Source organism: Acinetobacter genomosp. 15BJ (assembly GCF_000400715.1).
GTDB lineage: Bacteria > Pseudomonadota > Gammaproteobacteria > Pseudomonadales > Moraxellaceae > Acinetobacter.
Genome location: NZ_KE007350.1, coordinates 1 through 14,454 on the forward strand (window position 1 = coordinate 1; position 14,454 = coordinate 14,454).

Annotated in this window: 9 protein-coding genes; 3 read left to right on the forward strand and 6 right to left on the reverse strand. The window is 42.9% G+C overall.

All coding sequences use genetic code 11. The features are described 5' to 3' along the window. Window positions 1–631 precede the first annotated feature (631 nt). From F896_RS03240 to F896_RS03230, 3 genes are all read right to left on the reverse strand, one after another. Window positions 632–2,608 carry a BCCT family transporter gene (locus F896_RS03240; RefSeq protein WP_016164806.1) on the reverse strand — a complete coding sequence of 659 codons (1,977 nt, stop codon included), beginning with the start codon at window positions 2,606–2,608 and terminating at the stop codon, window positions 632–634. 152 nt (window positions 2,609–2,760) lie between these two features. Further along, window positions 2,761–3,456, reverse strand: a complete 696-nt coding sequence (locus F896_RS03235) for an ion channel (RefSeq protein WP_016164807.1) — start codon at window positions 3,454–3,456, stop codon at window positions 2,761–2,763. Between the two features lie 46 nt (window positions 3,457–3,502). Continuing rightward, on the reverse strand, window positions 3,503–4,099 hold the full coding sequence (locus F896_RS03230; protein WP_016164808.1) for a TetR/AcrR family transcriptional regulator: 597 nt from the start codon (window positions 4,097–4,099) through the stop codon (window positions 3,503–3,505). Between the two features lie 85 nt (window positions 4,100–4,184). Here F896_RS03230 and F896_RS03225 point away from each other — a divergent pair, with 85 nt between their 5' ends. After that, complete coding sequence (locus tag F896_RS03225) at window positions 4,185–5,393, forward strand: oxygenase MpaB family protein (protein WP_016164809.1); 1,209 nt, start codon at window positions 4,185–4,187, stop codon at window positions 5,391–5,393. 54 nt (window positions 5,394–5,447) lie between these two features. Here F896_RS03225 and F896_RS03220 read toward each other — a convergent pair whose 3' ends face one another. Both F896_RS03220 and F896_RS03215 read right to left on the reverse strand, forming a co-directional pair. Beyond that, window positions 5,448–7,163, reverse strand: a complete 1,716-nt coding sequence (locus F896_RS03220; protein WP_032882521.1) for a cation acetate symporter — start codon at window positions 7,161–7,163, stop codon at window positions 5,448–5,450. Window position 7,164: 1 nt separating this feature from the next. Then, window positions 7,165–7,497, reverse strand: coding sequence for a DUF485 domain-containing protein (locus F896_RS03215; RefSeq protein WP_016164811.1), 333 nt, complete (start codon window positions 7,495–7,497; stop codon window positions 7,165–7,167). 185 nt (window positions 7,498–7,682) lie between these two features. Here F896_RS03215 and F896_RS03210 point away from each other — a divergent pair, with 185 nt between their 5' ends. Further along, window positions 7,683–11,177 carry a hybrid sensor histidine kinase/response regulator gene (locus tag F896_RS03210; RefSeq protein ID WP_171069722.1) on the forward strand — a complete coding sequence of 1,165 codons (3,495 nt, stop codon included), beginning with the start codon at window positions 7,683–7,685 and terminating at the stop codon, window positions 11,175–11,177. A 315-nt stretch (window positions 11,178–11,492) separates the two neighbouring features. Beyond that, on the forward strand, window positions 11,493–12,254 hold the full coding sequence (locus tag F896_RS03205; RefSeq protein ID WP_016164813.1) for a hypothetical protein: 762 nt from the start codon (window positions 11,493–11,495) through the stop codon (window positions 12,252–12,254). Window positions 12,255–12,297: 43 nt separating this feature from the next. Here F896_RS03205 and F896_RS03200 read toward each other — a convergent pair whose 3' ends face one another. Then, complete coding sequence (locus F896_RS03200) at window positions 12,298–14,409, reverse strand: TonB-dependent copper receptor (protein ID WP_016164814.1); 2,112 nt, start codon at window positions 14,407–14,409, stop codon at window positions 12,298–12,300. Window positions 14,410–14,454: the final 45 nt, after the last annotated feature.

Here is a 14,454-nt window from a genome sequence, read left to right on the forward strand (position 1 = left end):
TCGAGAAATTTTTACCATTCAATCAATGAAATATTTTCGATTGATCAACCAGTAAAAATCCACACAAGTTGTTCTTCTATTCTCTTAATGATCTTCTCGATGATTCGTCATCATCAAGCTAGGTCGGCTATATTACTCTCAATTTCTTAAAAGTCAACAGGTAATTTAGATATTTAGCAAACTTATCAACCAATCCAAGAATCTAACCTCTCTAGCCAAATCCTTGTTTCTCAACAAGTTTTTATCTGCATCACCGCCGATGGATGTGCATTCTACAGCATTTCAGGTCAGGTGCAAGTGCTTTTAAAAATTAAATTATTCGGTTGTTTTATTTTTAAACTCTAACTCATCTAATTAACTGATTTATATAATTTAAAATTTATTAATTATCTTAAAAGTGAATTTAAACAAACTAAGTATTTGTATTTTAATATTTTTATTTAAAATTTGCTTCTATTATCAGCAAAAAAGCAGCTTTATTCTTATATTTGGCCTTCATTTTGAACACAACATTTCATTCGAGTATCTGTCTAGCACCCTCTTCATGTTTAAAATTCCATCATCCAAAATAAAAACAACGGCTTTGATCGCTCAAAACCGTTGTTTTCAGTATTGTAATAAGTGCTTTCTCTTAAGAAGTACTACCTCTCACAATATTTAAGAAGTAAAGATGACGCTCATATTGATCAATAATGTCTTGGATTAAATCTTCTTGTGTCCAATCCATCACATCATAGTTCTGCCCACCCTCTCTTAAGAAGACTTCTGCTTGGAAGTAATTGGCCTCATCTTCCTCTGCTCGTCCCAACATAAAACTTGGTGGAACTGTGGCATGTGAAATCACTTTATAAGTGAAGTTAATTTCATGATGATGATCGACATGCAGTTGCAGACCATTTTCAATTTCGCGTATCTCCACTTCCAAGTGACGGCGTTTAAATTCACGTTGAATACTTTCGAAAGCCTTACGGACTTGCGTATCGATATACTGCTGAACTTCTTCCTCAGTATGCGGATAATGCATAATCAACCCCAAACGTTGCTGCCAACTCCTTGGGTTATTAATCGCTCGTGGTGTAATTCGTGCTTCCTGAATCGCTTGCATCTTGATGACATCTAGCTTCAAGGCTTTGAGTAATCCCCAACTCATTAGCAACATAATAAAAGTAAAAGGCAATGCACTCATAATGATGGAAGATTGTAGCGCCGATAAACCGCCTACCAATAATAGGACGATTGCTAACGCTGCCATCAATACCGTCCAGAACAGACGCTGCCATGTTGGTGAGTTTTCAGTTTTAGATGTCAGATAATCGGTAACCAAAGCACCTGAATCGGCCGATGTCACAAAAAAGAGCATCACCAACACCGTTGCCAACAAGCTCATTACACCAGAAAACGGTAAATGATTGAGGAATTCAAATAAAGCGACTGAAGAATCGTTTTGTACCGCCTGAATCAAGGACACATTATGCTCTTGCAAAATGCTAAACAGCGCTGCATTGCCTAGGAAGCCCATCCAGATAATGGTAAAGCCTGTTGGAATCAGTAACACACCAACAATAAATTCACGGATAGTTCGACCGCGTGATACACGTGCAATGAACATCCCCACAAATGGTGACCATGAAATCCACCATGCCCAATACATAATGGTCCACCCTCCAATCCAACCATTTGGTTGATAGGCGTAGAGGTTAAAGGTCATGCCAAATAGGTTCGACATATACGAACCCATATTTTGAATGGTGGTTTGCAGCAAGTAGATACTTGGGCCAGCAATAAATACAAAGGCTAACAATACCAAAGCCAAGATCAGATTTAGTTCAGAAAGGCGTTTCACCCCTTTATCCAGACCTAAAAATACTGACATTGAAGCAAGAATACTCACAAAGACAATTAAGCCAACTTGAACTTGACTACTTTGCTCAATACCAAACAGATAATGCAGACCCGAGTTGATTTGCGTCACACCAAAACCTAGAGAGGTCGCCACCCCAAAAACCGTACCAATGGTGGCAAAGGTATCAATGCTGTCGCCCCAAGGGCCATAAATTTTCTTACCAATAATTGGGTATAAGGCTGAACGGGTTTTTAACGGTAGATTATGCCGATAAGCAAAATAGGCTAAAGCTAATCCGACCACGGCGTAGATTGCCCATGCATGCAAGCCCCAATGGAAAAAAGTGATCCTCAAGGCTTGTTGTGCAGAAGCTACACTTTCAGGGTCACCGCTGGGTGGGCTGACATAGTGCATCACAGGTTCAGCCACACCGAAGAACATTAACCCGATCCCCATCCCTGCGGTAAACAGCATGGCAAACCATGAGCCATTGCTATATTCGGGTTGGCTGTGATCAGGGCCTAATTTAATTTTCCCACTGGCCGAACAGGCAATATAAATCAGTAAAATCAAAAACACCGCAACTGATAGGACATAGAACCAGCTAAACGAGTCCGTGATCCACTGCTTTAATTGTTGAGTCAAAAATTCAAATGAACTCGGTGCGATAATGACAATTGCCAGAAAAATCGCAATGATAATCACCGTGCTTAAAAACACGTTTGGGTTCACATTCTCAAAATGCGAAGATGGCTTGGAAGGCATAATTCCCCCACGTTATTCTAATGATAATGGACAAGCCATGACGGCCAAAGAAGACATTCACAATGTGAATAAAAGCGAGCTTAAAGCATGAAAAACTCGATACTAATTATAAAAAATGTGAAAAATAAAGCAGTTGTAATGCTGTAACAAAGCTATTCTTTATCATTCGAGTGTTTCGGCGCATGCGCAATATACTGCAACGCGATTAGACGAGACACTACCACAGCCAAATACATCACCCCACCAAACATTTGCAGCATCGCAAGTACTCTTGCCGCAGGGCTGATCGGGATTAAATCCGATAATCCAGTTGCGGACTGTAGGCTAAAACTCAAAAACAATAAATCGAGCCAATGTTGTAAGGCTTGAGGTTGGTTGGGATTTTGAAAACTATTTGGCAGGATTAACTGACAGATACTATATAAAAAGGCAAAACCCCAAGCGATGAGGGTAAATACTGCCCCCGCCGCAAACAATTCATCTTTGGTGAGATAACGATCCGCAAACATATAGCGCAACAAACCATATGCTGCATAGAAATAAGCCAATGCTTCAAAACTATGTGCGACGATCTGAATCATCAAATTGCTATAGCCAATAAAAATCAGGATCGAAAATAAAAAAGCACCACTCACAAAAACCAGTCCCCAAAAGGTAAATACAGGCGTTTGCCGAATCACTTTAGCGATGATCAGTAAAGCCAATACCCCCAATGACCAAGTTAAGGCACGAAATTCGCTATCGCCATAGGTGAGCATCGCCAAAATTAACAAGGCCAATTGAACCAGCAATAACCATGCAGATGGAAGTAAACGAAAGCCCTGCCAAAATTGTTTTAACGTTTGCATGTTGTTTTCCTGAATCTTGTTATGGTTTTCATTTTTGTTGAGTGCATCATACTGCATCTAAAAAAGAAACGATCATTTTAGACAGTTCTTGTTGCAGTCGTTGTTCTTCAATGAGAAAAGTATTTTTACTGGCATAACGCATCATGGTAAATAAGGTACTGTTAATAACCACAAAAGACTTGTGCTTTAAAGTCTCAAAATCCCAATGCGGATAATAACGCCCAAACAAATACATGCCGATTTCCAAGAAGTGTTGCTCCAACACCTGCGCCGCTTCCGAGTCACTATAGGCATGCCAGTTTTTTAAGATCTCGATAAAAAAACCTTGATCGGATTTCAAAGATTCAAAGCCAAAAGCAATACTTAATGTGATGATGTCTTGAATAGAGGTTTGTTGTTGTAGCATCACCAACTGTTTTACAGCTTGCCCCAAACTTTCACTTTTACGCAATAAGAGTTCTGCGATGATTTGTTCTTTATTTTCAAAATACTGATAAATCGATCCAACACTAACGCCTGATTTTTCAGAGATTTTAGGTGTGGTTACCTGTAAAACCCCATATTCAGAAATACATTTCTGCGCTCCTTCCAAAATGCTTTCGACAATCATTTTGGCACGTTGCTGCTGTGGTCGTTTTCTCATAAACAGACTCGACTGGAATGCGAATTGAATGCGAATAATTATTCATATTAAGCTTTGATTAAATAACAATCACAGGCTTTATGCAATGCAAAGCATCGTTAAACCTAAACGCTTGGCTGCGTTTGAAGATATGAATCAATCCAATCTCAAAACCAGAATTCTGAGTTATATAACCCATCAACAGGTACAACCCAGTTATGAAGAATATCAGGCGCTGAATACCGCTCTGCAAAGTGGTGATGCGCCGATGGATCAACTGCTGCTATGGGTGCTTCAGAATCCAAAACAGCATCGTAAATACTTTGAAACCGCGCTATATCAAGGCCTCGATAAACTGCCACATGAAATTCCTGAACTCACCGCCTTCTTCCAATTCGTTGAACAAAAACCTGCTTGGTATGATCAAAACAAAATTGATGCTGCACTGAAATTTACCTATCGTTTGGGGATCAACAACGGTCTCATCCTCCGAGATTTATCCCTAATGACAGGCTATATGTACCCTGGTTTTAATCAACCCTTGGTACTGACAGGCGCATTAAAAAAACAAGCAGGTACACGTTTGGCTGAAACCACCAAATGGTGGGTAGACATCACCGAACAAAATGGTTTTGAACGTTTTAGCAAAGGTTTCACCTCAACCATTTTTGTGCGTTTTATTCATTCACTCGTGCGTCATCAACTACAAAAATCAGAAAAATGGGATGCCGAAACTTGGGGAATTCCGATCAATCAATATGATCAGGCGATGACCAATATCGCTTTTAGTGGTGTGGTATTGCTTGGGATACGGGCTTTAGGCATTTTTCCGAGTAAACAAGAAGTTGATAGTTTTTTACATTTTTGGAAATATGCAGGCTGGCTAATGGGCGTTGAAGAAAAATGGTTAGTCGATCAAGAAGCCGATGGCTGGAAACTGATTTACTGGATGCACTTCGCGCACCCTCAATCTGATGCCAGCAGCGTTTCATTGGGTTCCAGTCTTTCCAAAGAACCCTTTGAACGTAAATATCGTTATCTACGTTCTTTCCAACAAAAACTGGCGTATAAGCAGCATCTCGAGATTACTCAATTTTTTATTGGCCGTAAGAAAATGCAGAAGCTCGGCTTAGCTCCACAATCGGCATCATGGTTTGCTTATTATCTGATTGGTCGCAATCTCGCACTGTATACAGGTGCTAAACATATTCCAAAATTAAATAGCTTCCTTGAACAAAATGGACGGCATTTACAACGCATTGGCTTATCGTTATACCGCAACCAAGCACAGCAACTGGCCAGTATGCATCAATAAGCCATAAAAAAAGCCCTCAATCAATGAGGGCTTTTATTTTATGTTTGGTTTTAATTAGTGATCTGACGCGCCAGACGCACCGATCCCTGTCATTGAACGAACAAACTGAGCATCAAAGGCCTTACGCTCTTTCTCCGCACGTGCTGACTTGTCTGTTACAGAGAAGAACCAGCAGCAGAAGAATGAGAGTGGCATTGCAAATAATGCTGGACCATTGAATGGGTTTGGCGCAGTTTCAGAAATTGCCAAAGTATCCACCCAAACTGCTTTAGACAGAATGATTAGGCTCACCGCACCAACCAAACCAACTACACCACCAATCACTGCACCACGTGTGGTCAAGCCTTTCCAGAACATTGATAACACGAGGATTGGGAAGTTTGCACAACATGCGACTGAGAATGCTAAACCCACCATGAAGGCAACGTTTTGCTTCTCAAACAAAATACCCAAGATCATGGCAAAGATTGCTAAACCTAAAGTTGCAATTTTTGACATCTTCAATTCAGATTCAGGAGTCGTTTTGCCTTTTTTGAACACGTTGGCATATAAGTCATGTGAAATCGCTGAAGCACCTGACAGGGTCAAACCAGCTACCACCGCAAGAATTGTTGCGAATGCGACTGCTGAAATAAAGCCCATGAACAAGTCACCACCCACTGCATCACTTAAATGCACGGCAGCCATGTTGTTACCACCAACCAACTCTAATTTTCCTGTTACTGCCGCTTTTGCAACATCAAGGAATTGTGGGTTGTTCGCAACAAACAGGATTGCACCGAAACCGATAATGAAGGTGAGCAGATAGAAGTAACCAATAAAGCCTGTTGCAACCACAACTGATTTACGTGCTTCTTTCGCATCTTTTACTGTAAAGAAACGCATAAGGATATGAGGTAAACCTGCCGTACCAAACATCAAAGCAAGACCAAGTGATAACGCATCAATTGGGTTTGCCGCGAGTTTACCCGGCCCCATGATTTTGGATGCTTCCTCCCAGCTCATGCTATGCGCTTGGCTATACACACCAATGGCTTGGTTAAACATATTGGTGAAGCTAAAGCCAACTGCTTTCATCACCATAAAGGCCATGAAAGTCGCGCCACTGAGTAACATCACCGCTTTGATGATCTGTACCCAAGTCGTTGCCAACATACCACCGAAGATCACATAAGCCATCATCAATAGACCGACGATCACAACTGCGATGTTGTAGTTCAAACCGAATAGCAATTTGATCAACTGACCTGCACCCACCATCTGTGCAATCAGGTAGAACGCAACCACAACCAATGAGCTAAATGCTGCCAAAGTACGGACTGGCTTTTCTTCCAAACGGAATGACACCACATCTGACAAGTTATATTTACCCAAGTTACGTAAGCGTTCCGCAACCAGGAAAAGTACAATTGGCCAACCCACCATAAAACCAAGTGAGTAAAGTAAGCCATCAAAGCCTGAGCTAAAAACTAATGCTGAAATACCCAAAAATGATGCCGCTGACATATAGTCACCCGCAATCGCCAAACCATTTTGGAAACCACTGATTCCACCACCAGCTGTATAAAAGTCTTGTGCAGATTGAGTTTGCTTTGCCGCCCATTTGGTAATGAACAATGTGAAACCGACAAAGATCGTAAACATAATGATCGCGTGCCAGTTGGTCGCCTGCTGTTCAGCAGCACCTAGGTCTGGACTCGCGAATGCAATACTTGAGCAGCAAAAACTGAGCAGCGTGAACAGTATCGCTTTAAATGATGTCCCTTTCATCTCAGTGCATCCCTTTTTCATGTGCAATGGCCTCAACTTCCTTGAGGGCTGCTTCATTCAGTTGGTCAAGTTTAGTATTGGCAATATAGGAATACACACCACATAAGATAAATGACAATACAATAATGCCTAAACCAAGGGGAATTCCCCATGTGGTCACACCACCGCTAAATGAACTTGCTAAAAATTCTTTGTTATAGCCAACCAAAAGCATAAACCCAACGTAGATAAACAGCATGATTGCTGTTAATGTCCAACTTAATGTGCGCTTTTTGCTGACCATCTCTTGAAACTTTGGATTATGTAGAATTCGATCTACCTGTGAATCATCCATAATTGACTCCTTATTTTTGTGTCCAACCGTGGACCCCTTTTTCACATGGGATTTTTCATTATCCAAAGTAACAAGATTATGCTTGACTCGTAACTTAGACTTTGGTCTCTAAATGACAATCTCTGCTCCTTGCTATACCTGCACTTCGGGTATGATAAAAAATGGAATTTGATCACGTGAGCAATATGAACAGTTGGCTTATTCTTGGTGTGCTTGCCCTGTATATTGTGCTGTTATTCGGCTGCGCTTTTTTTGGTGAAAAACATGCCAGCCGTTTAAGTACCCGCGGCCGTATGCTACTGTTTAGTTTGACTTTAGGCGTCTATTGCTCATCATGGACCTTTTACGGCGCGACGGGTGCTGCGGTACGTCAGGGGGTTATTTTTCTACCGATTTATCTTGGTCCCTTGCTGTTCATCTGGTTTGGTTATGACATCTGGAAACGCTTAGGTCGGATTCGTCAACATCATGCGATTTCTTCGATTGCCGATTTTGTCGCAGCGCGTTATGGCAAAAGTGGTAGCTTGGCCGCACTGGTAACGATTCTTGCCGTGATTGCGATCGTGCCTTATCTGGCTTTGCAACTGCGTGCCATTGCTCTTAGTGCATCGGTTATTCTTGAGCAAAATGCGCATATCCATACCACCACCAATAGTGTGTTAGTGCTGACTGCGGTACTGGCGATCTTGGCAATGATTTTTGGCACACGCCATATTGCACATACTGAACAGCATGGCGGTTTAATGTTGGCCGTCGCATTTGAGTCCTTTGTTAAACTATTTGCTTTGCTCTGTGTCGCTGCTTTTTTCTTATTACAATCACCTGACAATATCAAACAGGTCAGTAGCGATGTCAGTCAGCATTTCCATGACCTACAACAACTGGGTGTGCCTGAAACCTTTTGGGTACAAACCTTGCTCGCAGGCTTAGCGATGATTTGCTTGCCGCGTCAATTTCATGTGGCGGTCGTCGAATTACGGGATGAAAAGCATATTCGTGGCGCACGACGCTGGTTCGCGGCCTATCTCATTCTCACTGTGATTGCGATTATTCCGATTGCCAGTTGGGCTTTACACTCTTTACCTGAATCACTTGGTACACCTGATATTGCAGTATTGGCTCTACCTTTAAGCTATCAACAAGAATGGTTGGCTTTATTGGCCTTTTTAGGCGGCTTTTCAGCTTCGACAGGCATGCTATTGGTGGCTTCAGTGGCACTGTCGATCATGCTTAGTAATGACCTGATCATGCCTGCATTATGGCGCTTTAAAATCATTTCTCGCCATGATCAGCACCTACCTCGCGTGCTCAAATTGACGCGTCGCATCAGTATCGTCAGTGTGATGCTATTGGGCTTCTTATTCTTCCATTTCTTTAACGATATCAATCAGCTTTCAGTCTTTGGCTTATTGGCTTTTAGTGCGGTGGCACAGTTTTCTCCAGCCCTGATTGGTGGACTATACTGGCGTGGTGCAAGTCGCCAAGGGGTTTATGTCGGCTTACTCATGGGCTTTGCCATGTGGAGCTACACGCTACTATTTCCAACGGTATTGCGCAGCCTGCCAGATCACTATCAAGAATTTGCGCAACACCTATTATTATTTGGTCCATTTGATATCAATGGTCTACGTCCTGAGGCCCTACTCGGATTTGAATCCTTTGCTCCCCTCACCCACGGCGTGTTGTGGTCACTGGGTCTTAACGTGGTGTTGTATATCTGGGTTTCACGCCTCTATCGTCCAAGTGTTGCTGAGCAAATTCAGGCGGAAAGCTTTTTCTATTATGAAAGCAAACCGTTGCCATCAGCTCAATCCAATACCGATCTAACTGATCTACACCTCAATGCCGCACGCCTGAAAGTCGGTGATTTACTGGCTCTGGCCAAACGAGTCACGGGCGATAAGCCAACACTTCAAGCCTTCCAACAGTTTTGTGAACAAAACCATGTGGTGTTAAATGAAAATCACGTTGCCAATGGTATGTGGTGGCGTTTCACTGAGCAGTATCTGGCAGGGATTATTGGTGCCGCTTCTGCCCGTACCTTATTGACCACTGCCATGATTAACAATGGTTTGGCACTTGGGCAAGTCGCCAATATTCTTGACCAAGCCTCACAGTGGCAACGCTTTAACCAAAACTTACTCATGACCATGATCGATCATATGACCCAAGGCGTCAGTGTGGTGGATAAAAATATGTGTCTGGTGGCATGGAACAATCAATATCTCAAGCTATTTGATTATCCTAAGGATCTGGTCTACGTCGGCTGTCCGATTGCCGATCTGATTCGTTATAACGCCGAACGTGGTGAATGTGGTCCGGGTCCTGTCGAGGAACATGTGCGTAAACGACTGCACTGGATGAAAGTCGGTAGTGCGCATGAGTTCGAGCGGATCCGTAAAGATGGTTTGGTTATTCAGATGCGTGGTAATCCCATTGAGGGCGGTGGTTTCGTCACAACTTTCGCTGATATTACCGCCTTCCGTGAAAATGAAGCCGTGCTGGAAGAACGGGTCAGTGATCGAACTCAGCAACTTGCCAATGCATTGACCGAGCAACAACTGGCACTAGAACAAGCCGATAAAGCCAATCAATCGAAAAGCCGCTTCCTTGCCGCAGCCAGTCATGACTTATTACAGCCGATGCATGCTGCCCGTTTATTTAGTACCGCTTTAGAGCAAAGTGTGCATTCAACGGAAGACCAACAGACCTTGCAACAACTGGATCGCGCACTCTATGGCGCAGAAAGTATGCTCTCTGCATTACTGGATATTGCCCGTTTGGAAGGTGGTACGATTCAGCCAAAGCGCCAAGCTTATGCGCTGCATGACTTATTAAATGATCTAGAATTACAGTTCAAATCGATTGCTGCTCAACGCAATATTCATCTGTCTGTTCACGACACTAAATTTTGGGTCGATACCGATCCGCAATGGATGCGACGTATTATCCAGAACTTTGTCAGCAATGCATTGCGTTATACGGCACAAGGTCGTGTGGTGGTTGGCGTGTTACGTTCTGCACAACGCCCGAACTATATTCGTATCGGGGTTTGGGACACGGGACCCGGTATTCATGAACAACAACGCCTCAAACTATTCCAAGAATTTGAACGCTGTGGCCATACTTCGCCTTGGGGAGAACAAGGTCTTGGTCTCGGACTTGCCATCGTACAACGTATGACCAGCCTGCTTGATTTTCCTGTGCATGTCTATTCGGAACTGGGTAAGGGCTCCTGCTTCATGATTGAAGTACCACTCGCTGAAGCACCCAAAACTCAAATGGCAATACCGCATGTTCCAGCACTGCAACATACCGCCTATAAAGTGTTGTGCTTGGACAATGACGAAACCATTTTAGAAGGAATGCGGACTTTACTCAGCAAATGGGGCTATCAGATTTTTACTGCAACAGAACCTGAGCAAGCACTACGACTGATTGAACAAGAGGATATTCAGGTCTGGCTGATCGACCAGCACTTAAACCATGATCAACGTGGTCTAGACTTTATCGAACAACATCGACTGGCGCATATTCCAGTCGCATTGATTACCGCAGATTCTGACCAAGAACTGCCACAATACTTAAAACAGCAGAATATTGTGTTGTTGAGAAAGCCACTTAAACCTGCAGGCTTACGTGCGTGGCTATCTGGTTTAAAAATCATGCCCATGCAATAACTAGCAAAATATTTTGCAACATAGGCCAAAATGATCAAAACAATGCATTTTGGTCGATGATCAATTGACCAAAGTGCTCAAATCATTATTGGCTATGGCAAAAACGTTCACTTACATTAGTGAACGTTTGTACACTTACTTACAATTTAACAAGTGCCTGTTTTTATTATTAAATTTTACCCTTAAAATTACATCTACAACTTTAGTCGTATTCTACTTGTTTTCTCGATACCGCATAAATTGATCAAGTTAAACGAAACCTAGACCTCGGCTTGTTGGGTTTCTCATTACAAATTGTCAAAAAGGACATTGATCATGAATAACAGTCACCCTTCAACTGACCATAGCTCACAACAGTTTTATCGCCAATACAGTGCGAATGCCCTGTTACCTGAACTGGACTGGCAAACCATCTTTGTGCACAGCAAACTGGATGAAACACATTTACGCGCATTGAATACGCTTTACCAAGCCGCTGTTCCGCTGGCACTCAATGTATTTAATCAACTCAATTTTGATGTGTTTGCACCCGCTGCTTATCACCCACAAGGCTTAGGTTTATTTGAAAAACTGGCACAACAGGAAGAAAAGTTTCTAGACGCTCTCGAAACTGAATCGGCTCATCTCGACCATGAAAGCCGCCATCAAATCTGGAGTATGTTGTTGCGCGGTGGTGCGGTACTGGTGTTCAAAGCATGGTTAGGTCATGTCAAAGGTGGCGAAAACCAACTGGATAAAACCCAGTTTGATGAACTTTCAGATTTACTGTTTATCAAAACACGTCCTGAACAATTAGCACAACGCTTAAAAGTCGATGCCAATGCCGCTTTGACGCACATTTTCTTAATGTATGAAAATGATGTGTTCTTAGACCATTTTAATAGCTTGGAAACAGCCGCTTTATTTGTTGATTTAGGCGTTTATGATGCTGCATTTTTAAGTCTGCGTGATGATCGTGTGGCCGAATATCTCAAAACCAAAGGCTATGTGACCCAAGAACAAATCGATGACTTGCAATGTGCTTTAAATCCATTGTATTGCGATAGCTTAATGCCAAAACAAGACTGTTTGGCTTAAGCTCAGAAAAAACAAGGTGGCTCAGCCACCTTGTTTTTGTTAATTAGAACTTCATGCTCATACGCATCCAGTAATTTCGACCCGTATTATTGAATTGCTCTTCACTGGCATAACCAAAACCCGAACTACCGGCCTTATTGAGGTGCTCGGTATAGGTCTTATCCAAAACGTTATCTATTCCTACAGAAAGATCGACATTTTTATTAAGACTATAACTACCATTCAATGAAACCGTTGAGAAACCTGCACTTGGTTTCAAGTCATAACCGACGATGTTACCTTGATGCAAACTAATGCGATTTTGCTGATCCACCACGCGCCACAACATACCGAGCGTATATTTATCAGCGACATAACGTAGATTTACACGCCCTTCTAAGGGTGCAATTTGTGGCAACGGAGTATTATCCGTGGTATTTTTCCCCCACGCATACATCGCACTTACATCCGCTTGAATGTGATCAGTAAATTGATAACCAATCCCTGCCTCAGCACCCGCAATGGTTGCATCCACATTCTTCGCGCCAGCAGTAATGCCACTGCTACCATGCCCGCCATGTCCACCTGCATGCATATGGCTATGATCGTGATAATTCATCAGAATATAGTCATCAATCAGCCCTGCGTATGCCGACACCCATGAGTTAAATGCCCCCTGCTGCTGAGTGAAACCCAGATCTAACTGCAAGGTTTTCTCTGGGCGTACCCCATTAAAGGTATTGCTTGAACCAGCATTACCATGTTCAGGACTGAATAACTCCCAATAATCTGGCATACGTTCGACATAACCCAAACCCACATAACTGTTCAAGCCATGCTCGGCATTTTGATTTTCCAAACGAACAAAAGCACTGGGTAAAGTTTTTTCAAGCTGGGTATTGAAGCCCTTATTTTTAGAATCAGCACGCTCATCATCAACAGTGACTTGGTCTACGCGAGCACCTGTCACGATCTTATTCTGCGGATTCAATTGATAAGTCAACTCACCAAAAGCACCATAAGACTGGAAGCGCATATCCTGACGGAAGGGTACATTCATCGATGGCATGGTCGGCGAGAACATACTGCCGCCATGTTTATTAAACTGAGAATCGACCCCAGTCATTAAACTCCATTGATCCCATTCAGAAGTCATAGCCAAACGCGAGTTCAAGGTACGGCGTGTCACTTGCATGGCCATCGGGTTTGGCATCAACATGCTGTGTCCACCATGTTGCATTTCAACCAATGGTGGTGTGCGCAAACTATAGTTATCCATGATATGGTCGTTATAGCTGTAGTTCACCTGAGCTTCAATTTTCTTGATTACATCAGTGACATTCTTCTTTTCAAAACGCAGACCTAAACTTTCACGGGCGAATTGTGCACCATCCATTCCACGCCCAGCATATTCAGCCTCACCATCCGCTTTACCACCTGTCAACTCAAGCCAAGTGTTTTCATCTGGTGTCCAGCCCAATGCAACATCGGCATTCCAGCGTTCCCATGAAGACGGTATGGTGTTGCCATCCCCATCTCGATAACTATTCGATTCAGAACGGTTGGCATTTAAGCGGATATATTTTTTCTCGTCACCAATCGCCGCTTCAACATTCTGATCTAAACGCCCAAATGAACCCCACAATACACTCGCCTGTCCACGATATGGTTTTTCTTGCGTGAGCTTTTCAGGTTCACGTTCAAAAATCACTGTTGCTGCTGAACCAGTATTAGCATATTGAACCGTTTGTGGCCCTTTAATCACTGAAATCCGATCATAGCTTTCAGGAGAAATATAAGAGGTCGGTGCATCCATACGTGCAGGACATGCACCAAGATTCTCCGTACCATCGGTTAAAATCTTGATGCGGGAGCCAAACATACCGCGGAAAGTCACATCTCCATTGGTACCACCGCTTTGTATTGAGTTAAACCCCATAATACTTTGTAGATAGTCGGCACCATCTGTCGCAGGGATGGGTTGAATCGGTTTCTTAGGGTCGGCTTGCACCACTAAACCATTGCTCTCATTCGGTTGTTGTGCAGTGACCACAATCGGTGCCAGTGAGACATGTGCCTGCTCATGCTGAACAGGTTCTGCCCACGCCATTGCGGTATTTGAAGCAGCCAAGATCGCAACCGTCAGCGGTTGTAATAAAAATTTAGGTTGAGCCATGATCGGTCTCTCTTAAAACATAGATAAAACAGAGTCAGAGTTCCA